General features: G+C 64.3%; 13 protein-coding genes and 4 rRNA genes. 9 read left to right on the top strand and 8 right to left on the bottom strand.

The features are described 5' to 3' along the window. Nucleotides 1–168: 168 nt before the first annotated feature. Nucleotides 169–285 (top strand): 5S ribosomal RNA (gene rrf, locus VUN84_17000). Between the two features lie 107 nt (nucleotides 286–392). Here rrf (VUN84_17000) and VUN84_16995 read toward each other — a convergent pair. After that, complete coding sequence (locus VUN84_16995; GenBank protein XAS65890.1) at nucleotides 393–2,861, bottom strand: HAD-IC family P-type ATPase; 2,469 nt, start codon at nucleotides 2,859–2,861, stop codon at nucleotides 393–395. Nucleotides 2,862–3,356: 495 nt separating this feature from the next. Here VUN84_16995 and VUN84_16990 point away from each other — a divergent pair. From VUN84_16990 to VUN84_16960, 7 genes are all read left to right on the top strand, one after another. After that, nucleotides 3,357–4,880, top strand: a 16S ribosomal RNA gene (locus VUN84_16990). A gap of 391 nt (nucleotides 4,881–5,271) precedes the next feature. Then, complete coding sequence (locus VUN84_16985) at nucleotides 5,272–5,403, top strand: hypothetical protein (GenBank protein ID XAS63957.1); 132 nt, start codon at nucleotides 5,272–5,274, stop codon at nucleotides 5,401–5,403. A gap of 17 nt (nucleotides 5,404–5,420) precedes the next feature. Further along, nucleotides 5,421–8,546 (top strand): 23S ribosomal RNA (locus VUN84_16980). Nucleotides 8,547–8,749: 203 nt separating this feature from the next. Then, nucleotides 8,750–8,866, top strand: a 5S ribosomal RNA gene (gene rrf, locus VUN84_16975). The 16S, 23S and 5S rRNA genes sit together here, the layout of an rRNA operon. Nucleotides 8,867–9,220: 354 nt before the next feature. Further along, complete coding sequence (locus tag VUN84_16970) at nucleotides 9,221–9,508, top strand: HU family DNA-binding protein (protein XAS63956.1); 288 nt, start codon at nucleotides 9,221–9,223, stop codon at nucleotides 9,506–9,508. A gap of 162 nt (nucleotides 9,509–9,670) precedes the next feature. Continuing rightward, nucleotides 9,671–11,833 (top strand): cytochrome c oxidase assembly protein, encoded by a 2,163-nt coding sequence (locus tag VUN84_16965; protein ID XAS63955.1) that lies wholly within the window; start codon nucleotides 9,671–9,673, stop codon nucleotides 11,831–11,833. Beyond that, entirely contained in the window at nucleotides 11,830–13,794 is a 1,965-nt protein-coding gene (locus VUN84_16960) for an NHL domain-containing thioredoxin family protein (protein ID XAS63954.1), read from the top strand. The genes VUN84_16965 and VUN84_16960 overlap by 4 nt, the downstream gene beginning before the upstream one ends. A gap of 362 nt (nucleotides 13,795–14,156) precedes the next feature. On the opposite strand, the gene VUN84_16955 is transcribed toward VUN84_16960, so the two are convergent. The 4 genes from VUN84_16955 to VUN84_16940 all read right to left on the bottom strand — a co-directional run bounded on the left by VUN84_16955 (nucleotide 14,157) and on the right by VUN84_16940 (nucleotide 18,607). Next, a complete protein-coding gene (locus tag VUN84_16955) occupies nucleotides 14,157–15,149 on the bottom strand; it encodes a hypothetical protein (GenBank protein XAS63953.1) in 993 nt (330 codons plus the stop codon). Nucleotides 15,150–15,236: 87 nt separating this feature from the next. Continuing rightward, a complete protein-coding gene (locus VUN84_16950) occupies nucleotides 15,237–16,910 on the bottom strand; it encodes a helicase HerA-like domain-containing protein (protein ID XAS63952.1) in 1,674 nt (557 codons plus the stop codon). 62 nt (nucleotides 16,911–16,972) lie between these two features. Continuing rightward, a complete protein-coding gene (locus VUN84_16945; GenBank protein XAS63951.1) occupies nucleotides 16,973–17,674 on the bottom strand; it encodes a type 1 glutamine amidotransferase domain-containing protein in 702 nt (233 codons plus the stop codon). Between the two features lie 63 nt (nucleotides 17,675–17,737). Continuing rightward, on the bottom strand, nucleotides 17,738–18,607 hold the full coding sequence (locus tag VUN84_16940; protein XAS63950.1) for an aldo/keto reductase: 870 nt from the start codon (nucleotides 18,605–18,607) through the stop codon (nucleotides 17,738–17,740). A 315-nt stretch (nucleotides 18,608–18,922) separates the two neighbouring features. Between VUN84_16940 and VUN84_16935 the strand changes: the two genes are divergently transcribed. Next, on the top strand, nucleotides 18,923–19,912 hold the full coding sequence (locus VUN84_16935) for an LLM class flavin-dependent oxidoreductase (protein XAS63949.1): 990 nt from the start codon (nucleotides 18,923–18,925) through the stop codon (nucleotides 19,910–19,912). On the opposite strand, the gene galT is transcribed toward VUN84_16935, so the two are convergent. The 3 genes from galT to VUN84_16920 form a co-directional block, all read right to left on the bottom strand. Beyond that, entirely contained in the window at nucleotides 19,909–21,012 is a 1,104-nt protein-coding gene (gene galT / locus VUN84_16930; GenBank protein ID XAS63948.1) for a galactose-1-phosphate uridylyltransferase, read from the bottom strand. The genes VUN84_16935 and galT overlap by 4 nt on opposite strands. Before the next feature lies 1 nt (nucleotide 21,013). Then, nucleotides 21,014–23,188, bottom strand: a complete 2,175-nt coding sequence (locus VUN84_16925) for an alpha-galactosidase (protein XAS65889.1) — start codon at nucleotides 23,186–23,188, stop codon at nucleotides 21,014–21,016. A gap of 139 nt (nucleotides 23,189–23,327) precedes the next feature. Continuing rightward, on the bottom strand, nucleotides 23,328–24,122 hold the full coding sequence (locus tag VUN84_16920; protein XAS63947.1) for a DeoR/GlpR family DNA-binding transcription regulator: 795 nt from the start codon (nucleotides 24,120–24,122) through the stop codon (nucleotides 23,328–23,330).

The raw sequence follows: 24,122 nt of genomic DNA, 5'->3' as shown, positions 1-24,122 counted from the left end.
CACCGGGAGGTACAAAGATAACAAGACTGCACGCGTCCACTATGTGGTTCCCAACCAACAAACCCGTTGCTTGCGAACACAACAAAATAACAACACCACAGTTGTAACCAAAAGTTTCCCACCACCACCCCCCCCCACGGGGCCCCTGGTACGGTGCGGAGAAAAAGTTACGGCGGTCATAGCGTGGGGGAAACGCCCGGTCCCATTCCGAACCCGGAAGCTAAGACCCACAGCGCCGATGGTACTGCACCCGGGAGGGTGTGGGAGAGTAGGTCACCGCCGGAACACCATTAAACGGTCGAGAGCCCCTAACCACCAGGTCAGGGGCTCTCCCGCATTTAAGCCCCCACCGCGTTTCGGGGGGCGTTCTCCCAGGGCCGGTGACAACGGTCTTAGCGGGGAAACCGCCGGCCGTGGACCAACGCCAGGAGCTCAATGGCGAGCCCTCCGCCCACAGCGGCGACGGCGGCTACCCACAGCACGTCCGGCTGTGGCCAGGCCAGGTGGAAGAAGCTCTGAGCCAACGGCACGTTCAGCAGGATGACGAGGCTTACGCACATCATCAGCAGCACTCCCACCTTTTTGGCGTCCAGGGGGCGGGAGACCACCCAGAGAATCCACAGGCCGGTGACGGCCAGGGTCAGGACCGACGCGGACTGCAATGACCCGGGCGCCGCTCCCGCGTCGCCGCGGGAGCCTGCGTACAGGTTTAACCCCAGCAAGGCGGCAGCGACAATCAGGCCCGCGGGGATGGAAAACGCCAGCGACCGGCGCAGGAATCCCGGCCGGTAGCGCTGGCTGTTGGCCATCAAGGCCAGGAAGAATGACGGGATCCCGATCGTAAGTCCGTCGGTGAAGGACAGCTGGCGCGGCAGGAAAGGAAACTGCAGATTCAGGAGACCAAAACTGACGGCGATTGCAATTGAGTAGGCGGTTTTGCTGAGGAACAGCTTGGACACGCGCTCAATGTTGGCAATCACCCGGCGTCCCTCCGCCACCACCCCCGGGAGCCGGTCGAACCGGCCGTCCAGCAGCACCAGCCGCGCCACTGCTTTCGTGGCGGGCGCCGCCGAGTTCATCGCGATGCCAAGGTCTGCTTCCTTTAACGCGAGCACATCGTTGACACCGTCGCCGGTCATCGCAACCGTATGCCCACGGCGCTGCAGCGCCGCCACCATGTCTTTTTTCTGTTCAGGACTGACCCTGCCAAAGACGGTGTTCGCGTCCATTGCTTCCTCGAGCAGGACAGGATCGGCCGGAAGCTGCCTGGCATCGTACCCATCTTCGACGTCCAGGCCGACTGCCCGGGCAATCGCAGAAACCGTTCGCGGGTCATCCCCCGAGATGATTTTCAATTCGACACCCTGTTCGCGGAAGTAATCGAGCGTCTGCCGGGCATCGACACGGATCTGTTCCCTAAACGTCAGCACAACCACGGGATGCAGCCGTGCGGGCAGTGTCGCCTTGTCGGCAGTGATCGCGGCGCCGTCGGCGTACGCCAGCACCACGGTCCGTAACCCCGTGGCAGCGAGACGGCCCGCCTTTACCAAGGCGTTGCCGGCCGCCGGCGTCCCGTCCGCCGGCGTCCCGTCCGCTCCATCGGTTCTTCCGGACAGCACAACCTCCGGGGCCCCAAGAATCCACGAGCCCGCCCGGGTACCTCCTCCGTCGAAAGTCACGGAGCTCCATTTCCGGGCGGACGAGAACGGAACGGACGAGACGGCCTGGGTGCCGCCGTCGTGCTCGAAATCCGATGCGAGGCAGCGGGATGTCGCATTGGCATCCGGATCCGCGGCGAACCAGCCCAGGGCGTGTTCCCACCCGGCTTGCGCGGGGCCGTCAAGTTCGTGCACGCCGTCGAAGACAATCCTGCCCTCCGTAAGCGTCCCGGTCTTGTCAAGGCAGAGGACATCGACGCGGGCCAGGCCCTCGACCGCCGCCAGCTCCTGGATCAGGACCTTCTCGCCGGCCAGCCGCACCCCGCCGACAGCGAAAGCAACGCTCGAGAGCAGGACCAGCCCCAACGGAACCATCGCGATGACGCTCGCAATCACACCCACCACCGCGGATGTCCATGCCCCGTTGGCAATGGCGGCTTCCCAACCGCCCCGGGATTGCATTTCACCGTTCGCAACGATGAGGGCCACCGGCAGCAGTGCCCAGCTCACCCACCCGAGGATACGGTTAAGGCTGTTCCGAATTTCCGAGTTGACCAACGAGAACCGTTTCGCGTCAGCGGCGAGTTTGCTGGAAAAGGAGTCGGCTCCCACGCGGACCACCCGCGCGGTACCCCGCCCGGCGACAATGAGCGAACCGGAGAGCACTTCGGTTCCCATGTCCTTGTCCACGGGGTCCGACTCCCCCGTAAGGAGCGACTCGTCGGACTCCAGCCCTCCACTCTCGAGGACGGAAGCGTCGGCTGTCACCTGGTCGCCGGCCCGGAGCACCAGGACGTCGTCAAGGACGACGTCGGCGGTCGGGATTTCCTGAACCGTGCCGTCCCGCAGCACCCTGGCCTGTGGAGCTTCGAGGACGGCGAGGCGGTCCAGGGACCTTTTGGCGCGGTACTCCTGCACGACACCGATGACGGCGTTGCCGACGGCGGCCAGTCCAAAAAGGGCATCCTGCCAGCTGCCCAGCAGGAGCAGGAGGACAAAGCTCGTGCCGACGATTGCATTGAAAAGAGTCAGTACATTGGCGCGGACGATTTCCCAGAGGCTTCGGCTGGTAGCGTCCGGTACGCGGTTGTCCAGGCCGCTGCTCATCCGCGACGCCACGTCGCCCCGGGAGAGGCCGGCGGCGGCCGGCCCGGACACGCGGCGGTGGAGGGGGACCTGCTTCTGGCGCCGGTGTTCTGCCATCACCTCCTGATCGTATCGGCAGGTGGTCCCGAATGCGTGTGATGGAGGGCACGGGGGATGGATTTGTGGTTGGTCGTGGGGGTGTGTATTGTTGTTCGAGTCGCCGCCGCTGTTGCGGTAAGAAAGCGACCGACCCCCTTCTGAACGGCCTGGAATATGGCGTGGTTTGTTACGCGTTGTTTTTGGGTGGGGATGGTGCTGGTGGAGTGGGGAATCGCGGAAACGTTGATTTGCGTAGCTTCGCGGTATCGGGTAAGTTTGGGAAGTTGCTCCGGAGCGATCCATGGCTTGTGGTTGTGGTGGTGCCGGGTGTGTCTGTTGTTTGAGAACTCAATAGTGTGCCAAGTTTGTTGATACCAATTTATTGTATTGAATTGGTTGAATTGACTGGATTGCGCCACCCCGTGGTGTGGTCTGGTTTTTACAGCTGGTTTCAAATTTTGTGCAGCTGGCGCGTCCCGTTTTCCCGGGGGTGTTGGTTGTGTCTGTTTTACTTCAACGGAGAGTTTGATCCTGGCTCAGGATGAACGCTGGCGGCGTGCTTAACACATGCAAGTCGAACGATGATGCCAGCTTGCTGGTGGATTAGTGGCGAACGGGTGAGTAACACGTGAGTAACCTGCCCTTAACTCTGGGATAAGCCTGGGAAACTGGGTCTAATACCGGATATGACTCCTCATCGCATGGTGGGGGGTGGAAAGCTTTTTTGTGGTTTTGGATGGACTCGCGGCCTATCAGCTTGTTGGTGAGGTAATGGCTCACCAAGGCGACGACGGGTAGCCGGCCTGAGAGGGTGACCGGCCACACTGGGACTGAGACACGGCCCAGACTCCTACGGGAGGCAGCAGTGGGGAATATTGCACAATGGGCGAAAGCCTGATGCAGCGACGCCGCGTGAGGGATGACGGCCTTCGGGTTGTAAACCTCTTTCAGTAGGGAAGAAGCGAAAGTGACGGTACCTGCAGAAGAAGCGCCGGCTAACTACGTGCCAGCAGCCGCGGTAATACGTAGGGCGCAAGCGTTATCCGGAATTATTGGGCGTAAAGAGCTCGTAGGCGGTTTGTCGCGTCTGCCGTGAAAGTCCGGGGCTCAACTCCGGATCTGCGGTGGGTACGGGCAGACTAGAGTGATGTAGGGGAGACTGGAATTCCTGGTGTAGCGGTGAAATGCGCAGATATCAGGAGGAACACCGATGGCGAAGGCAGGTCTCTGGGCATTAACTGACGCTGAGGAGCGAAAGCATGGGGAGCGAACAGGATTAGATACCCTGGTAGTCCATGCCGTAAACGTTGGGCACTAGGTGTGGGGGACATTCCACGTTTTCCGCGCCGTAGCTAACGCATTAAGTGCCCCGCCTGGGGAGTACGGCCGCAAGGCTAAAACTCAAAGGAATTGACGGGGGCCCGCACAAGCGGCGGAGCATGCGGATTAATTCGATGCAACGCGAAGAACCTTACCAAGGCTTGACATGAACCGGTAATACCTGGAAACAGGTGCCCCGCTTGCGGTCGGTTTACAGGTGGTGCATGGTTGTCGTCAGCTCGTGTCGTGAGATGTTGGGTTAAGTCCCGCAACGAGCGCAACCCTCGTTCTATGTTGCCAGCGCGTTATGGCGGGGACTCATAGGAGACTGCCGGGGTCAACTCGGAGGAAGGTGGGGACGACGTCAAATCATCATGCCCCTTATGTCTTGGGCTTCACGCATGCTACAATGGCCGGTACAAAGGGTTGCGATACTGTGAGGTGGAGCTAATCCCAAAAAGCCGGTCTCAGTTCGGATTGGGGTCTGCAACTCGACCCCATGAAGTCGGAGTCGCTAGTAATCGCAGATCAGCAACGCTGCGGTGAATACGTTCCCGGGCCTTGTACACACCGCCCGTCAAGTCACGAAAGTTGGTAACACCCGAAGCCGGTGGCCTAACCCCTTGTGGGAGGGAGCTGTCGAAGGTGGGACTGGCGATTGGGACTAAGTCGTAACAAGGTAGCCGTACCGGAAGGTGCGGCTGGATCACCTCCTTTCTAAGGAGCACCTACAGCCACCTTGCCTCATGTATGTGAGTGTGGAGGGGTTGTCAGGAGTACGCCCGTTGCGCAGACGTAAGTTCTGCGGCGGGTGCTCACGGGTGGAATATCAACAAATAGCGGCCGCTGGTTTTTCCTGCGGCACTTAGTACGGTTCTGCACTTGTGTGGTTCCTGGAACGGTGTGCGGGGGGTGCTGGTGGTTTAGTGTTTGGCACACTGTTGGGTCCTGAGGCAACAGGACCGGTGGGGGGATGGCCTTTTGGGGTTGTTGTTCTGCCGGGACTTGTGTTTCTGGTTTCCTGGCTGCAGCGAGCACACGGTGTCGCCCCTTTTGCGGGGGTGCGTGTGGGGTGTGTGGTTTGGGGTTGTTGTTTGAGAACTACATAGTGGACGCGAGCATCTTTTATAAAGAAGCAATTTCCAAGAATATGAACCTGGATCTGGCTGCGCGTGGTGGCATTCCCTTTGTGGGGGTGTTGTTGGGTGTGGCTGGTTTTCGTGGTTCTCTCGAAAATTAGCGTTTTTGATCTTTTGTGGTCAAGTTTTTAAGAGCACACGGTGGATGCCTTGGCATTAGGAGCCGAAGAAGGACGTAGGAATCTGCGATAAGCCTGGGGGAGTCGATAACCGGACTGTGATCCCAGGGTGTCCGAATGGGGAAACCCCGCCAGGGGCGCGAGTCACCTGGTGACCCGCATCTGAACACATAGGGTGCGTGGAGGGAACGCGGGGAAGTGAAACATCTCAGTACCCGCAGGAAGAGAAAACAATAGTGATTCCGTCAGTAGTGGCGAGCGAACGCGGATCAGGCTAAACCGTTCCATGTGTGATAGCCGGCGGGCGTTGCATGGTCGGGGTTGTGGGACTTCCCATTCTGTCTCTGCCGGGACAGTGGGGTGTGTAGTGCAGGCATAGGTGAACGGTCTTGAAAGGCCGGCCAGAGAGGGTGTGAGCCCCGTAACCGAAATGTTGTGTACCGCCCGGGGAGTATCCCAAGTAGCACGGGGCCCGAGAAATCCCGTGCGAATCTGTCAGGACCACCTGATAAGCCTAAATACTCCCTAATGACCGATAGCGGACCAGTACCGTGAGGGAAAGGTGAAAAGTACCCCGGGAGGGGAGTGAAACAGTACCTGAAACCGTGTGCTTACAATCCGTCGGAGCAGCCTTGTAGCTGTGACGGCGTGCCTTTTGAAGAATGAGCCTGCGAGTTAGTGTTACGTCGCGAGGTTAACCCGTGTGGGGAAGCCGTAGCGAAAGCGAGTCTGAATAGGGCGTTGCAGTGGCGTGATCTAGACCCGAAGCGAAGTGATCTACCCATGGCCAGGTTGAAGCGACGGTAAGACGTCGTGGAGGACCGAACCCACTTCAGTTGAAAATGGAGGGGATGAGCTGTGGGTAGGGGTGAAAGGCCAATCAAACTTCGTGATAGCTGGTTCTCCCCGAAATGCATTTAGGTGCAGCGTTGCGTGTTTCTTACCGGAGGTAGAGCTACTGGATGGCTAATGGGCCCTACAAGGTTACTGACGTCAGCCAAACTCCGAATGCCGGTAAGTGAGAGCGCAGCAGTGAGACTGTGGGGGATAAGCTTCATAGTCGAGAGGGAAACAGCCCAGACCACCAACTAAGGCCCCTAAGCGTGTGCTAAGTGGGAAAGGATGTGGAGTTGCGAAGACAACCAGGAGGTTGGCTTAGAAGCAGCCATCCTTAAAAGAGTGCGTAATAGCTCACTGGTCAAGTGATTCCGCGCCGACAATGTAGCGGGGCTCAAGTACACCGCCGAAGTTGTGGATTTCAGATAGTAGCCAAGCCCTTGTGGTTCAGGCGTCTGGAGTGGTAGGGGAGCGTCGTGTGGGCAGTGAAGTCGCGGTGTAAACCAGCGGTGGAGCCTACACGAGTGAGAATGCAGGCATGAGTAGCGAAAGACGGGTGAGAAACCCGTCCGCCGAATGATCAAGGGTTCCAGGGTCAAGCTAATCTGCCCTGGGTAAGTCGGGACCTAAGGCGAGGCCGACAGGCGTAGTCGATGGACAACGGGTTGATATTCCCGTACCGGCGAAAAACCGTCCATGTTGAACAGGGGATACTAACTGCCCGAGACCTGCCTGACACCCCTTGTGGGTGGAGGGTTTTGGTGGAGCGCGGGACCTGATCCTGGGAGGCAAGCGTATTAACAGGTGTGACGCAGGAAGGTAGCCAAGCCGGGCGATGGTTGTCCCGGTCTAAGGATGTAGGGCGAACGGTAGGCAAATCCGCTGTTCATGATGCCTGAGACCCGATGGGACCCCCGTCAAGGGGGGATTTGGTGATCCTATGCTGCCGAGAAAAGCATCGACGCGAGGTTTTAGCCGCCCGTACCCCAAACCGACACAGGTGATCAGGTAGAGAATACTAAGGCGATCGAGAGAATTATGGTTAAGGAACTCGGCAAAATGCCCCCGTAACTTCGGGAGAAGGGGGGCCCCCATCGTGATGGACACCAGCTGTCCGGAGCGTGCAGGGGCCGCAGAGACCAGGGGGAAGCGACTGTTTACTAAAAACACAGGTCCGTGCGAAGTCGCAAGACGATGTATACGGACTGACTCCTGCCCGGTGCTGGAAGGTTAAGAGGACCGGTTAGCCGCAAGGCGAAGCTGAGAATTCAAGCCCCAGTAAACGGCGGTGGTAACTATAACCATCCTAAGGTAGCGAAATTCCTTGTCGGGTAAGTTCCGACCTGCACGAATGGAGTAACGACTTCCCCGCTGTCTCAACCATAAACTCGGCGAAATTGCAGTACGAGTAAAGATGCTCGTTACGCGCAGCAGGACGGAAAGACCCCGAGACCTTTACTATAGTTTGGTATTGGTGTTCGGAGTGGCTTGTGTAGGATAGGTGGGAGACGTTGAAACCCGGACGCCAGTTCGGGTGGAGTCATCGTTGAAATACCACTCTGGTCACTTTGGACATCTAACTTCGGCCCGTAATCCGGGTCAGGGACAGTGCCTGATGGGTAGTTTAACTGGGGCGGTTGCCTCCTAAAAAGTAACGGAGGCGCCCAAAGGTTCCCTCAGCCTGGTTGGCAATCAGGTGTCGAGTGTAAGTGCACAAGGGAGCTTGACTGTGAGAGAGACATCTCGAGCAGGGACGAAAGTCGGGACTAGTGATCCGGCGGTACATTGTGGAATGGCCGTCGCTCAACGGATAAAAGGTACCTCGGGGATAACAGGCTGATCTTGCCCAAGAGTCCATATCGACGGCATGGTTTGGCACCTCGATGTCGGCTCGTCGCATCCTGGGGCTGGAGTAGGTCCCAAGGGTTGGGCTGTTCGCCCATTAAAGCGGTACGCGAGCTGGGTTTAGAACGTCGTGAGACAGTTCGGTCCCTATCCGCTGCGCGCGCAGGAAATTTGAGAAGGGCTGTCCTTAGTACGAGAGGACCGGGACGGACGAACCTCTGGTGTGTCAGTTGTACTGCCAAGTGCACCGCTGATTAGCTACGTTCGGATGGGATAACCGCTGAAAGCATCTAAGCGGGAAGCTCGCTTCGAGATGAGATTTCCATACACCTTGTGTGTGAGAGGCCCCCAGCCAGACCACTGGGTTGATAGGCCGGATGTGGAAGCGAGGACTAACGACTCGTGAAGCTGACCGGTACTAATAGGCCGATAACTTACACCACACACCACCCGGGCAAACGATTCAAAAGCGTTTGCACCACCGGGAGGTACAAAGATAACAAGACTGCACGCGTCCACTATGTGGTTCCCAACCAACAAACCCGTTGCTTGCGAACACAACAAAATAACAACACCACAGTTGTAACCAAAAGTTTCCCACCACCACCCCCCCCACGGGGCCCCTGGTACGGTGCGGAGAAAAAGTTACGGCGGTCATAGCGTGGGGGAAACGCCCGGTCCCATTCCGAACCCGGAAGCTAAGACCCACAGCGCCGATGGTACTGCACCCGGGAGGGTGTGGGAGAGTAGGTCACCGCCGGAACACCATTAAACGGTCGAGAGCCCCTAACCACCAGGTCAGGGGCTCTCCCGCATTTAACCCCCACCGCGGGAGCCCGGCCGGCTTCCGGAGCCGGTTAGCGCAGCGGGAGTTCCGACGGGGAACCAGCCGGTGCAGCAGGAGCTTCAAGGCGGGCAGTACCGGAGCTGCAGGCTCGTCCGCTCTCGGCGAAATATGGCCCCCAAAGGCAGTGAATCCCGGCTTTTTCCTCGAAAAAGACCGAAAACACGCGGAATTTGCCGCCTCTGCCGCGCCAAGCTGGTAAGTTTTCGAACAGTGGCTTGTGCGCACGCCGTGTGCAGGCTCCAGGAATCATGACCGTCCAGGAGGACATAAATGGCTAAGAACCGTAGTGAACTTGTTGCAGACGTAGCAGGCAAGGCCGGCACCAGCCAGGCAGCCGTCAACTCCGTGCTGGATGCACTGTTCGAGGTTTTCGAAACCTCCGTCGCCGCGGGCGAAAAGATCACCATCCCGGGCTGGCTTGCAGTCGAGCGCACCGACCGTGCAGCTCGCACCGGCCGCAACCCGCAGACCGGCGAGACCATCCAGATCGCCGCGGGCCACAGCGTCAAGCTGACCGCCGGCTCCAAGCTGAAGGCTGCGGTCTCCAAGAAGAAGTAGTCTTCCGGAATTGCTTGAAAGGAGCGGCGACCCCTTGGGTCGCCGCTCCTTTTTGGTTAGCTGCCACGCCGTCGGCGGGGCCCGGCCACGGGAGGCGGTTTCCGCTGGTCCTCTGGTATTCCCGATTCGGCCTGCGGCCGGGGCGTAGCGGACAATGGAAGTGTGCCAGCTGCAGCTACTCCCCGTGCCACCTCCTCCGCTCCGACCCCGACCGGGGGAGCGAGAAGCGCTGTTGCGGGCAACGGCGCGATCTCCCGGCCCTGGCTGTACGCGGGCCTTGCAGCGCTTTTCCTGGGCCTGGTAGCCGCCCTGCTGTTCTCGGGCGCGGCTGCCGCCCGCCAAGTCTCCGACCCGGGGGCACTGGTCCGTTGGGGCCTGCCCGCCAGCAAAGCATTGCATAACGTCTCGCTGGCCACCGTGATCGGCGGCCTGCTCTTCGCCGTGGGAATCCTGCCGCGCTCATTGGCCGGGTCCCGGTCCAAAGCCAGGAATCTCCCGGAACATCCGGCCTTCACCCGTGCGCTGGCTGTAGCCGCCGCCGCGGGCGCCGTATGGACGCTCTCGGCTGTTGCCGTGCTGGTGCTCAGCTACGCGGACATCGCGGGCCAGCAGATCTCCGGTGATCCGGAATTCACCCGCTCCCTGGTCTATTTCATGACTGACATCGAGACTGGCCGCGCCTGGCTGGCCGTCGTCATTATCGCCGCCGTCGTAACGACCGCCCTCGTCGGCATCCGGTCGCTGGGCGGGCTGGCGGCAACTCTCGTGCTGTCCCTGATGGGCCTGGTCCCGTCGGCATTGATTGGCCACTCGGCCAGCTCTGCGGATCACGAAGGCGCCATCAACTCGCTGGGCCTGCACCTGGTCGGCGTGTCGGCCTGGGTGGGGGGCATCATCATGCTGGCCTTGCTCTCAGGCCTGCTGGGCGGCGCTGCGGCGGGTTCGAAGAACGGGAGCAACCCGGACATCACTGAGCCGACGCTCCGGCGTTTCTCCGCCCTGGCTGGCTTCGCATTCGTGCTCGTCTTCGCGTCCGGGGTGATTAACGCCAGCATCCGCCTCACGTCGTGGGACGATCTCTTCGGCTCGTCCTACGGCCAGCTAGTCCTTGCGAAGGCAGCGGCCACCCTGGTCCTTGGCGGCATCGGGCTGATGCACCGGCGCTGGGTCATCCCGCAGCTGGGCAGCCGGGACGGCGGACTGTCAGCCCGGCGCGTGCTGTGGCAGCTGGTTGTTGCGGAGTTGCTGATCATGGGGACGACGTCGGGCATCGCCGTCGCGCTGGGCCGCTCGGCGCCGCCGCAGGGCGAGGCTCTGGTGCCGAACGCGTCGCCGGCCTTCATCGTCTCCGGCTACGACTTGCCGCCGGAGCTCACCCCCGACCGCTGGCTGAGTGAATGGCGACTCGACTGGCTCTGGGTCACCGTGGCGATCTTTGGCTTCGTGTCCTACGTCCTGGGCATGCGGAAGGTGATCCGACGCGGGGATTCCTGGTCCTGGTTCCGTGCCGTCAACTGGGTCATCGGGCTGGTGGTCCTGACCTACGTCACCTCCGGTCCGCCGTCGGTCTATGGCCGGGTGCTGTTCTCCGCCCACATGGTGGACCACATGGCGCTGACCATGGTGGCCCCCATCTTCCTTGTGCTGGGAGCTCCGGTGACGCTGGCCCTCCGTGCGCTGGCCCCGCGGCGCGACAGCTCGCGCGGCCCCCGCGAGTGGGTGCTGATCTTCGTGCACTCCAGATTCTCCCAACTCGTCACACACCCTCTCTTCGCAGCCGCCAACTTCGCCGGCTCGATCGTGCTGTTCTACTACTCGGACGCCTTCGGCTATGCGATGCGCGACCACGTCGGCCACGAGCTGATGAACCTGCACTTCGCCCTTACGGGCTACATCTTCGTGTTGACCATGATCGGCGCCGACCCGCTGCCCCGGCGCGCGCCGTACCCCATGCGGCTGCTGCTCCTGCTAGCCACGATGGGCTTCCACGCGTTCTTCGGCGTCGCGATCATGGGCGGCACCGGGCTCCTCGCTGCGGACTACTTCGGCAACCTCGGCCGGACCTGGGGCGCGTCGGCACTGCTGGACCAGCAGATGGGCGGCGCCGTGGCCTGGGGCATCGGCGAAATACCGACGCTGCTGGTGGCGATCGGCGTCGCGGTCCAATGGTCCCGCTCCGATGCCCGCGAGTCCAAGCGCACCGACCGGGCGGCGGACAGGAATAATGACGCCGATCTGACTGCTTACAACGATATGTTTGCCAAGCTGGCTGAGCGCGATGCCCGGCAGGCCGAACGCAATACCAAGCTGGAAGGACGCTCATGACCGAAACCGTACGCACCCACCTCCGGGTCCGCGCCTCCGAACTGGTGGGCCGCAACTGGCTCAACACCGGCGGCAAATCCCTGGATCTGGAATCGCTGCGCGGCAAGATCGTGCTGCTCGATTTCTGGACCTTCTGCTGCATTAACTGCCTGCACGTGCTGGACGAGCTCCGCCCGCTCGAACAGGAGTATTCCGACGTCCTCGTGACTGTCGGGGTCCACTCGCCCAAGTTCGAGCACGAAGCGGATCCGGTGGCCCTGGCCGCGGCCGTGGAACGCTACGAGATCCGCCACCCTGTCCTGGACGACCCCGAGCTGGACACCTGGAAGGCCTACACCGCCCGGGCCTGGCCCACACTGGTGGTCGTCGACCCCGAAGGCTACATCGTGGCGCACCTCTCCGGAGAGGGCCACGCGGACGGCCTCGCGGTGCTGATTCCGGAGTTGATCGCCGAGCATGAGGCCAAGGGCACGCTGCACCGCGGCGACGGCCCCTATGTGGCTCCGGAGCCGACGTCGGGTACCCTGCGGTTCCCCGGCAAGGCACTTTTCCTTCCCGCCGGCCGCGGCGGCTCTGACGCTGCAGGCGACGCCGGCTCCTGGCTCGTCACGGACACCGGCCACCACCGCCTCGTGGAGCTTTCCACCGACTTCCAGACCGTGCTGGCCACTTACGGCTCGGGCGAGAAGGGCCACGCCGACGGCGGCGCCGCCGACGCCCGCTTCAACGAGCCGCAGGGGCTCGTTCTGCTGCCGGCGGACGCCGCTGCCGCGTCAGGCTACGACGTCGTGATTGCCGATTCCGTGAACCACCGCTTGCGCGGGCTGTCCCTCGCGGGCGGAACGGTCCGGACCCTGGCCGGCAACGGCGTGCAGCGGCTCCTGGAGACCGGTCCGGCCCGGGTGGACGAGGAAGGCGCCGCCTATGGTGCCAGGCTCGAGGCTGATCCGCTGCGGGTCGCCCTCAGCTCACCCTGGGACGTTGTCTGGTCCGCCAAGCTGGACGCGGTGGTGGTCGCGATGGCCGGCGTGCATCAGATCTTCAGCTTCGACCCGCGCTCCGGCGCTGTCTCCATCATCGCCGGCAACGGCCTGGAGGGCCTGCTCGATGGCCCGGCCGCGGAAGCCTGGTTCGCGCAGTCCTCCGGGCTCGCCGAGGATGCCGACGGCAACATCTGGGTGGCGGACTCCGAAACCTCGGCGCTTCGCAAACTCGTGATCGGCGACGGCGGCGCCGTTACCGTTGAGTCCGCCGTCGGCAAGGGCCTGTTCGATTTCGGGTTCCGCGACGGCGAGGCCTCCGAGGCGCGCCTGCAGCACCCATTGGGCGTCACGGTTCTCCCGGACGGCTCAGTGGCGATCGCGGACACGTACAACGGTGCCGTCCGCCGCTACGACCCCGCCTCCGGCACGGTCTCCACCCTGGCGCGCGGGCTGTCCGAGCCTTCCGACGTGATCGTGGACCACACGCAGGTGGCCGGCGCTGAGCCGCTGCTGGTGGTGGTCGAAGCCAACAAGCACCAGCTCATCTACGTACCGATCCCCAAGGAGGCGCAGCAGGTGGACGAGGGCGCAGCCCAGACGCAGCGGCCGAAGACCCCTGTGGCCGCCGGGCTGCTGGAGCTGACCGTCCGGTTCAGCGCGCCGACCGGCCAGAAGCTGGACGACCGCTGGGGCGACCCGACCCAATTGAAGATCTCCTCCACCCCGCCGGAACTGCTGCTCGCCGGCGGGGGAACCTCCGTGGGTCTGACCCGCACCCTCGAACTGGCCGCCGACGTGCCCGAAGGAGTTTTGCACATCACTGCCCGCGCTGCGGCCTGCGACGGTCCGGAGGACGCAGACGGTGAAATCCCGGACCACGCCGCCTGCCACCTGTACCAGCAGGACTGGGGCATCCCGGTTCTCCTGCAGGCCGACGGCGACACCGGGCTGGTCCTGGACCTGCGGGGTATGGACTAAGCCCCGCTGGAGAGCTGTCCGTGGCCGCGGTGTCACGGACAGTGGACTATTGGCCCGGCGGAGAACCCGCGGCCGCGGAATGCGGGCGGCCCACGGCGCCGTTGGCGGCTCTTCGTGGTTGGTGGGTGGCGTCGGGCGGACCGGGGTGCCGAGTCCACGGTGAAACCCTCGCACGCACTCTCTTCCGCCAGGCCTGGATCGCGATGGAACCTCGGCGGCCGCATCATGATCAGTGGGCGCAGACCCGGAAGGATCAGCGCCGCAACAACGGGGCCGGCGTCACGCCAGCACGCTTGTAGGACCGGACCGGACCGGACCGGGCAGGTGGGGCAGGACGGGTTGCCGGCGGCTCAGCCTCAGGGTCAGTAGTTCAGCAGCGGGGTGATGTTGACGGTGTCGCCGTCAATGTCCAGGCGGGTGGTGAAACTGAAATCGTGCACCGTGTTCAAATCCGTTATGGCCCCGGTGAAAAGGTCGATCTGCCGGGCCGTGATCCGGGCTTTGCCGTCCAGGGGCGCGACTACCCAGCGTCCACCGAAGGGCTCGATCTTGACGGCGGGGTATTCGGTGATGCTCCAGTCGATGGTGCCGTCCATCACGCGGTTGTCGGTGGTGTGGTAGAACGGGCAGTCCGGCTGGAGCTTTTGCGCCTTGTCGGCCGTGTCGGCGCAGGTGTCGAGGAATTCCTTGACCTTGCCGCCCACGGCGTTCTTCAGTCCGTCGGTGGCCTCGGTCAGCAGATTCAGTGGCGCCACCGGGATGTCCCGGCCGGACAGAGTGGCCCTGGTTGGCGCTGCTGCGAAGTATTCGCCGGACAGCGAGGCCTCGTACTCTCCCGGGTAGAAGACGGCGAAGGAGTTACGGCCGTTGGGCATGTTCACCGGAACGCCGTTCAATATGGCCTCGCTCGCGTTGACCACGGTGACGTTCAGGACGGGAAGGGCGGTGGGAACGATGGTCCAGTGATGGAAGAACAGCCAGTCCGTCCCGGACCTTTCCACCAGGAACTCGGTCCGCAGCTGGCTGCCATCAATGGTGTAGTCAATAGGAACCATGACCTGGTTGCCGCCACGGTCCTCGGCCGGGCCGTACTTGACGCCGCTGATCCGGGCAGCGGCCGTCTGCAGCGCGGTTCCGTCCAGCATGGCGGCGTTGCTTGGCGGCACGGACGCGTGCAACAGACCGAGGGCCTTCCCGCCCTCGCCCTTCTGCAGGGCATCGATATACTCACGGACAGGCTGCTGCGGACTCGCAATGGAATTGTTCACGACATTGATCGCGACGATGCCGCCAGCCACGGCCAGCATCAGGGCAAGCAGCCACCCGGCTGCGATCCTGACCAACGCCTGAGACATTTGCACTCACCTTACGTTACCTGCACCCCACAGGAATCCCCGTGTCGCACGCTGCCCGGAAGGCTTCGTCGGCCCGCCGGGCCGCTCCTAACGCCGGCGGCGCCTGGGGGCAGTGCCGAAGACTCCGCGCAGTAGTTCGCGGCCGAGCTGGGTGCCGAGCGAGCGCGCCATGCTCTTGAGCCCGCCGCCGAAGGCGCCGCCCAGGGCCCCGGCGAGATCCCCACCCATGCCGCCGTCTTCGGCTGGCTGGCGTTCCTGCCGGGCCTCCCGGCGGGGTTCCTGGGGAGGAACCGGGGCAGGTCGGCTGCTGGGGCGGCCCAGGATTTCCTCCTCGATCCGCCGGGCTTCGGCGTCGACGTCGGAGCCTCCACCGGGTGCCGGAACGGAGTCCGCGGCAGGCGTGCCCGGGGCTTTCCCGGAGAGCTTCTCATAAGCGGAGGCGTTGTCGACGGCGGTACCGTACTTGGGCAGCAGTGATGAGGCGGCAACGGTGCTGGCGAGCAGGGCGTCGGCGCTGGGGCCCATGAGGGATTCCGGTGCGCGCAGGCGGGTGAGGGCCACCGGCGTCGGGGCGCCCTTTTCATTCATGACGGTGATGACCGCCTCCCCGATCCCGGCGGACGTGAGGGTTTCGGCGAGGTCGTAGTCGCTCATGGGAAAGGTGGAGACGGTGGCTTTAAGCGCCTTGGCATCCTCCGGAGTGTAGGCCCGGAGGGCATGTTGCACCCGGTTGGCGAGCTGACCGAGGACCTCGGCCGGGACATCCTTCGGGGTCTGGGTGACAAAGAAAATGCCAACACCCTTGGACCGGATCAGCCGCACGGTGGTGGTGATCGCATCCAGAAACGCCTTCGATGCGCCATTGAACAGCAAGTGGGCCTCATCGAGGAAAAACACCAGTTTGGGTTTGTCCAGGTCGCCGGCTTCGGGCAGGTCTTCGAACAAGTCAGCCAACAGCCACATCAAGAAGGTGGAGAACAGCATCGGCTTGCTCTGCAGGGTGGGCAGCTCCAGGCAGGTGATAACGCCGCGGCCGTCCGGGGCGGTGCGCATCAGTTCGGCGGTGTCGAATTCGGGCTCGCCGAAGAACTTTTCCAGGCCCTGCGCTTCGAGGGTGATGAGCTCGCGGAGGATCACACCGGCGGTCGACTTCGACAGCCCGCCGAGGTCCTCGAGCTCGTCCTTGCCGTCAGCGGAAGTCAGGAACTGGATGACAGCCCGCAGGTCCTTCAGGTCGATCAGTTCGAGATTGTTTTTGTCCGCGAAGTGGAAGACCAGCTGCAGGCTGGATTCCTGGGTGTCATTGAGCTCCATGATCCGGGACAGCAGGATGGGGCCGAAGGAAGTGACGGTGGCACGGACCGGGATGCCGTGGCCGTCCCCGCCGAGGGCCAGGAACTCCACGGGGAACGTCTTGCCGGACCACGTCTGGCCAATCCCTGCCGTGCGGGCCATCAGCTTCTCACTGCCGGTAGCGGCAGTGGCAAGCCCGGAGAGGTCTCCCTTGATATCCGCCAGAAAAACCGGGACCCCGGCGGCGGAAAGCTGTTCAGCCATCATGTGCAAGGTGACAGTCTTGCCCGTGCCGGTGGCCCCGGCCACCAGCCCGTGGCGGTTCATCATGGACAGCGGCAGCCGGACGGGGGCTTCCTTGCGAACCTCGCCGTCGATGATCGCGGCGCCCAACTCAATGGTGGGCCCTTCCAGGGTGTAGCCCTTTTGGATGGTGGCGATTTTCTCTGCAGTGGATTTGATGGCCATCCCGTCAGCTTAGCCGGGCCCGGCTGTCCGGACCCGGCGGGTGCTGTGCGTTTCGGCGGTTGCTATTCGGCGAGGGCCTTGAGGACTTCCTTCGCCACGTCCTCGCTGGACTGCGGGTTCTGGCCGCTGATCAGGTTGCCGTCGCGAACCACGTGGGAGCTCCAGGCGGCGGCGTTATCAATCACGGCGCCTTTGCCCTTCAACTCGTCCTCCACGAACCACGGGGTGTTGGGGCCCGTGCCGCCGTTGAGCTCCTCTTCGTTGGTGAAGACAGTGAGGCGGCGGCCCGCGAATTCGAACTCCCCGGCGTCGTTCGTGGCACTCAACAGGCCGGCCGGGCCGTGGCAGAACGGCGCGATGACCTTGCCGGCCGTGTTCGCCGCGACCAGAAGCGTTCCAAGGTCGGCGTCCTGGTAGAGATCGCTCATGGGCCCGTGGCCGCCGGGCATCACAATTGCGTCATAGCCGGAGAGCCCGACGTCGGCCAGCACCAGCGGCGCGGACAGCTCGGCGTCGATCCCGGCAAGGTACTTGCGGAAACCGTCGGCGCGGTGCTGGCCGCCGGCGGACTCGGGGGCAAGGCTGACCTCATCCACCGTGGGCTTCGCGCCGCCCGGCGTAGCGATGTGGACGGTGTGTCCGGCGTTGAGCAGAGTCTGGTGCGAAACCGCCACTTCCTCGGCCCAGTAGCCGGTGGGGTGTTCGCTGCCGTCGCGCATGGTGAGTGAATCGGCGGCGGATACGACCATGAGGATGTTAGCCATTTTGGGCTCCTGTTCTGCCGGCCACGGGCCGGCCTTGAAAATCAAAGTGAAAAGTAAACGGACTTAGCGCGCGGCTTCGAGCCCGGCGTACGTGGCGTCGTCCAGGACGACGCCGGCTGCGGCCAGGTTCTCTTCGAGGTGCTGGACCGAACCGGTGCCAGGGATCGGCATTATGACGGGGGACCGGCGCAGCAGCCAGGCGAGTGCCACCTGGGCGGTGGTGGCGCCGAGCCGCTTGGCGGCCTCATCCAGCAGGCCACCGGGCTGCGCCAGTTCGCCGGCTGAGATGGGGGCCCAGGGGATAAAACCGATCCCGTTCTTCTCCGCGTAGTCAAGGACGTCCTCGGAGCTGCGGTCGGTCAGGTTGTAGCGGTTCTGCACGGTGGAGACGGTGAAGTACTTCCCTGCCTCTTCGAGTTCGGCAACACTGACCTGGGACAGGCCCAGCGCCTTCACCTTGCCCTCCTTTTGCAGGTCACGGAGCACGGAAAACTGCTCTTCCGGATCCACTTTGGGGTCGATCCGGTGCAGCTGGAGCAGGTCCAGCGCGTCAACCTTGAGCTTGCGCAGGCTCAACTCTGTCTGCTGCCGCAGATATTCGGCCCGGCCCAGCGGCACCCACACGTCGGGACCGGTGCGGGTGAACCCGACCTTGGTGGCGATCCGCAGTCCCTCCCGGTAAGGGTGCAGGGCCTCGGCCAGGATCTCCTCGCTGATGTTCGGCCCGTAAGAATCGGCGGTGTCAATGAAATCGACGCCGAGTTCCACCGCGCGGCGGACCACGGCGATGGCGGCCTTGCGGTCGGCAGGCTCGCCCCAGACCCCGTCCCCGACAATGCGCATGGCGCCGAACCCGAGACGGTGGACAGTTCCCAGGTCCCTGAGATCGATCGTGGCGGACGGCTGCGGTTGCTGTGCGGTGTCATGGCTCATAAGGGCGGCAACTCCCTCCGCCAGCTGAGTATTCCGCCTCCCGGCCCATGGGGAGGTTTTTCCGGCCAGGAACCAAATCCGACTGCCCGCTGCCCGCACTTACGCCCGGCAGCGGCGTCGCCTTGACGCAGTATGTCTCCGGAGGGCTGGGCTATAACTATTCAAGTCCGTGAGCCGCGGCCGGGAACCGGCATGGGGTGCACCACACCTGAGGCTGAAATAACCCGGGGCCCCGCGTCGTTGTCCACAGTGTGTCCGTCCCCGGAATCCGGTGCGGCACCTGATCAAACCCCGCTACGAAAGGCCGGCTTTTCCGTGACTGTTCCGCTTTCCATCCTTGACCTCGCAACCATCGGCAAGGGCCAGACGGCGGCGGAAAGCTTCGCGGGCAGCGTTGCCATGGCGCAGCTCGCCGAGCAGCGCGGGTACCGCCGGGTCTGGTATGCCGAGCACCACAACATGTCAGCCATTGCGTCCTCTGCGACCAGTGTGCTGATCGCCCACGTAGCCGCGCAGACAGAGCGCATCCGTCTCGGCGCCGGCGGTGTGATGTTGCCCAACCACTCCCCGCTGACCATCGCCGAGCAGTTCGGCACCCTGGAAACCCTGCACCCGGGGCGGATCGACCTTGGCCTGGGCCGCGCACCCGGCAGCGACCAGAACACCCTGCGGGCCCTGCGCCGCGACCCGATGTCCGCGGACAGCTTCCCGCAGGACGTGCTGGAGCTCCAGGGTTACCTGACCGGCCCCACCCGGATCCCGGGCGTCGAGGCCACCCCGGGAAAGGGAACCAATGTACCCCTGTACATCCTGGGATCCTCGCTGTTCGGCGCCAAGCTCGCGGCGCAGTTGGGCCTGCCCTATGCCTTCGCCTCGCACTTCGCGCCAAATGCGCTCCGGGACGCCGTGGCCATCTACCGCCGCGATTTCCAGCCCTCCGCCCAGCTCGATGCCCCGCACGTGATCGCCGCGGTCAATGTCATCGCGGCGGATTCCGCGGCCGAGGCGCAGGAAATGTTCCAGGCCACCAAACGCGCCCGGGTCTCGCTGTTCTTCGGCAACGGCCGCGAGTTCAGTGATGACGAGGCGGACATGATCCTGGACTCACCGCAGGGCCAGCACCTGGCCCAGATGATGAAGTACTCCGCCGTGGGCACCCCGGACGCGGTGCTGGAATACCTGGACGGGTTCACCGCCCACGCCGACGCCGACGAGCTCATCGTCGCGCACCAGAGCACCGGCACTGAAGCGCGGCTCCGGTCCGTGGAGCTGCTGGCCGACGTCGCCGAACTTGTGCGCGCCTAGCCCGGCCCGACGGCCTCCCGGAGGCGGGCGGCCGCGGTTTCCGGTGCGATGTCGGCAATGAACGCCCCCATTGCGGCCTCCGAACCGGCAAGGTACTTGAGCTTGTTTTCTTCCCGCCGGGGGGAGGTCAGCTGGAGCATCAGACGGATATTGTCCCGGTGCGCCCGGACGGGGGCCTGGTGCCATGCCGAGATGTAGGGAGTCGGCGTCGAATACAGGGCGTCGACGCCGCGCAGTAGCCGGCCGTACAGCAGGGCGAACTCGTCACGTTCCTCCTGGCGGGTAGCGGCGAGGTCGGGAATCTGGCGGTGCGGCAGGACATGGAGTTCCAGCGGCCAGCGCGCCGCGAAAGGCACGAACGCTGTCCAGTGTTCGCCCTGGAGCACCACCCGCTCGGACGCCCGTTCGAAGTCGAGGACGTCCTCAAAAAGCGAACTGCCGTAGCGCTCCACGGAGCGGATCAGTTGCTGGGTGCGCGGCGTGATGAAGGGGTAGGCGTAGATCTGCCCGTGTGGGTGGTGCAGTGTCACCCCAATTTCTTCCCCGCGGTTCTCGAAGGGAAAGACCTGCTGGACGCCGGGCATCGCGGACAGCGCTGCTGTCCGGTCCGCCCAGGCCTCCACCACGGTCCGCATCCGTGATGTCGACACGCCGGCGAGCGACCCGGTGTGTTCGGGTGAGAAGCAGACCACCTCGCACCGGCCCACGGACTGGCGGCTGCGTCCCAGCCCGATCCGGGACAGCTCATCCAGCCCCTCCGGCGCCTTCGGGCCGGCCAGGTCCGGGCCGAAGGACGGTGATTTGTTTTCGAAGACCGCCACGTCGTAGAGGCTCGGGATCTCCGAGGGATTCTGCGCCGAGGCCGGTGCCAGTGGATCGAGGTGCGTGGGCGGAAGCACGATCCGGTTCTGCCGGGCCGACGCCACCGAAATCCATTCGCCGGTCAGAACGTCCTGCCGCATGGTGGCCGTTCGTGGCCGCGGTGCCGGAACACGCAAATCCGGGGACCGTTCCGGGGGGAGCGCGGTATCGGCGTCGTCGAAGTAGATGATGTCGCGCCCGTCAGCCAGCTGGAATGCGCGCTTCGTGATTCCGGCCATGTCAGGTGGCCTTCCCGGCGGCATCCGGAACGGCCCGCACGCTCAGCAGCAGGCCGTGTTCCGGGTTCAGAACAGGCATCGGCAGACCTGACCCGGCAAGGAAGCGGCCGCTCGCCTCAATTCCGGTGGCCAGCCACGCGGTGGACCGCGTCTGGGTGAAGGTGTGTCCGCTGTCCCGTGCAGGGTAGGCGAGCTCCACCCGGTAGTTCCGGCCGGGCAACAGCCCGGGCAGCGCCACGCGTCCGGGAACCTCGGCGAACGACGTCGCGACCGCCACCAGCGCGAACAGTGCGGCGGAGCCGTCGTGTGCGACGACGCCGTGCAGCATCAGCGTAGGGTCCGGCTCGTCGGCGCGCACCATGCGCCCGCTGTGCAACAGTGTGCGGTGTTCCTTGTACAGCGCGATGACGGCGGCGAGCTCGTCCCGCTCTGCGCCCTGGAGGTGGCGGACGTCCCATTCCAGGCCGAAGTGGCCGAACATGGCGGTGATGGCGCGGAATGACAGGTCGTGGGTGCGGGCCGTGGTGTGCGAGGTAGTCGGCCCGATATGCGCCCCGACCAGTTCGGGCGGGACCACCGTTCCGGTCCACCGCTGGATGGTCTGGCGTTCCAAAGCGTCGTTGCAGTCGGAGGCCCAGACCCGGTCGGTGCGTTCCAGAATCCCCAGATCCACCCGGGCGCCCCCTGATGAGCAGCTTTCAATCTCGACGTCGGGATGGGCTTTCCGCAACTCGTCCAGCAGCCGGTACACGGCCAGCGTCTGGGCATGGACCGAGGGGGCGCCCCCGTGCCCCATCTCGGCGAGATCCCGGTTCTGGTCCCACTTCAGATAGCTGATGGCGTGCTCGGTGAGGAGAGCATCGAGCCGGTCGAAGATATACTGCCAGGCCTCCGGGTTGACGAGATCCAGCACCTGCTGGTTCCGCCAGCGCTCCGGCAACCGGCCCGGCGCGCCGGTCTTCTGAACCCCGGACTCCTGCGGAATCGGGCCGGGACCGGCGATCCAGTCCGGGTGTGCGCGGGCGAGGTCCGAGTCCTCGTTGATCATCTCCGGCTCGACCCACAGCCCGAATTCCATGCCGTGGGCCGTGACAGCGTCGATCAGGGGCGTCAGCCCGTCCGGCCACAGCTGTTCATCCACATACCAGTCGCCCAGGCCGGCGGAGTCGTCGCGGCGGCCACGGAACCAGCCGTCGTCGAGGACATAGCGCTCGACGCCGAGCCCGGCCGCGGTGCCGGCCAGCTCCAGCAGCGTGCCGAGGCGGTGGTCGAAGTACACCGCCTCCCACACATTGAGCACCACGGGGCGGGGCTTCCCGGACCGGACCCCGGGATGGTGCGCCCGCGCCCGGAACCAGGCGTAGAACGAGTCGCTGATGCCGTCGAGCCCGGCGTCCGAGTACGCGGCAAAGAGCCAGGGTGTCTGGTAGCTGGTTCCGGCCGCGAGTGTGACCTCGGCGGAGCCCAGCAATTCCGCGGCGCCGATGACTGCGCGCCCGTCGGCGATGGTTTCCACGAAGCTTTCGTGGTTGCCGCTCCAGCCCAGATGGACGGCCCAGACCTGCCCGTGCCGGTTGCCGAAGCCCGGGGTTCCGGCCGCCAGCAGCAGCGAGGAATCATGGCCGGTACGTCCGTGCCGGCCGGAGCGTACCCACGTGCCCTGCCGCATGGGGAGCCGCTGGGGGTGGTTCTCCCGGCACCAGCGCCCTGTCAGGTCCAGGATTTCACCGGCGGCACGCCCCACGGGAAGCACCGCGGCGAGTTCCTCCACCGAATAGCTGCCCGGACCGTCGTTGTGGAGGCTGTGCCGGAGCTGCAGCAGGCCGCCATCGTTGATTTTGATCTCGGTGCGGAGGGTGACGCCGGCGGCGGGGTCGGATTGGGTGATGACGGCGGAACAGTCAGCATCCTCGGTCACCGACACGAGGCGGAGCCGGGCGGAGAACGAGCGGCCATTGCGGTGGCCGCGGAGCCCGGGGCGGCCGCGCCAGCCGGACGAGGCTTGCGGAATCAGGCCCTGCGTCACGGGAATGTCCAGGGAGGAGGGCGCCACGGGGTCCCCGAGCAGCGACAAATCCGGCAGGGAGGGGCCCAGGTCCGCGCCGAAGTGCAGCATTGCAGGTTCGCCGGTGCTGCAGTCAATGAGCAGCGCCGTGCCGGAGCGCCGCAAGTACAGTAACCGCGGCAGCGGTTGCAGGGCCGGCGATTCCTGGGCAACGGTGGCGGGGTTTAGATGGTTCACGGCAGCTCCAGGCTTGTGGTCGTCAGGGGCGGTAGGGGTGGGCAGGGCAGGAGGGGTGGGAGGGCGCTCCCGGTCAGCCCGCAGGCGACCCGGCGGGAACGAGAGGCGCCAGCCGGAGCCTGCCCACCCGTTCCCCAAGGATGCGCCGGGCTTCGCCGCCCAGATGGTCGTCGGAAATGAGTTCGTCGGCGTCCTCAAGGGCGGCGATCGTGCTGATGCCCAGGGTCCCCCATTTGGTGTGGTCCGCCAGCACCACCACCCTGCGGGCGGCCGCCACGAACGCGCGGTCCGTTTCCGCCTCCAGCACGTTGGGGGTGGTGAAGCCGGCGTCGGCGTCAACGCCGTGGACGCCGAGGAACAACACATCGAGGTGCAGCTGCTTCAAGGCGGATGTGGCCAGCGGCCCCACGAGAGCGTCGGAGGGCGTTCGTTCGCCGCCGGTCAGGATCACCGTGGACGGGGAGGAACTCTGGTGGAACACATCTGCGACGCGCACCGAGTTGGTGACCACCGTGATCCGTGGCCCGGCGGACAGCAGCTGCGCCAGCGCCCAGGTGGTGGTGCCCGCGCTGAGCCCCACCGCCATCCCCTCACGGACCTGCGCGGCGGCCTCGTGGGCAATCGCCATCTTCTCCTCCGGGAGCTGGGTTGATTTCAGCTCGAAGCCCGGCTCGTGGGTGCTGGCCCCGCCGGGCAGTTTGGCCCCGCCGTGGATCTTTTCGACGGCGCCGGCAGCGTCCAGCGCGTCGATGTCCCGCCGGACAGTCATCAGGGAGACGCCCAGCAGTTTCGCAAGGTCCGCGACGCGGACGATTCGTTCACGCTGGACTTCCGCGGTGATGGCTGAGTGGCGGGCTGCGGCGAGCAT

The organism is Micrococcaceae bacterium Sec5.8, assembly GCA_039636775.1.
Taxonomy (GTDB): domain Bacteria; phylum Actinomycetota; class Actinomycetes; order Actinomycetales; family Micrococcaceae; genus Arthrobacter.
Note: the sequence above shows the minus strand (reverse complement) of the source record. Positions and strands in the feature narration are given on the sequence as shown.

Bases quoted from the DNA above. Each gene is read 5' to 3' on its own strand.
- VUN84_16995 (XAS65890.1), bottom strand. From the start codon at position 2,861: ATGGCAGAACACCGGCGCCAGAAGCAGGTCCCCCTCCACCGCCGCGTG.
- VUN84_16945 (XAS63951.1), bottom strand. From the start codon at position 17,674: ATGGCTAACATCCTCATGGTCGTATCCGCCGCCGATTCACTCACCATG.
- VUN84_16970 (XAS63956.1), top strand. From the start codon at position 9,221: ATGGCTAAGAACCGTAGTGAACTTGTTGCAGACGTAGCAGGCAAGGCC.
- VUN84_16955 (XAS63953.1), bottom strand. From the start codon at position 15,149: ATGTCTCAGGCGTTGGTCAGGATCGCAGCCGGGTGGCTGCTTGCCCTG.
- VUN84_16940 (XAS63950.1), bottom strand. From the start codon at position 18,607: ATGAGCCATGACACCGCACAGCAACCGCAGCCGTCCGCCACGATCGAT.
- galT (XAS63948.1), bottom strand. From the start codon at position 21,012: ATGGCCGGAATCACGAAGCGCGCATTCCAGCTGGCTGACGGGCGCGAC.
- VUN84_16950 (XAS63952.1), bottom strand. From the start codon at position 16,910: ATGGCCATCAAATCCACTGCAGAGAAAATCGCCACCATCCAAAAGGGC.
- VUN84_16960 (XAS63954.1), top strand. From the start codon at position 11,830: ATGACCGAAACCGTACGCACCCACCTCCGGGTCCGCGCCTCCGAACTG.
- VUN84_16920 (XAS63947.1), bottom strand. From the start codon at position 24,122: ATGCTCGCCGCAGCCCGCCACTCAGCCATCACCGCGGAAGTCCAGCGT.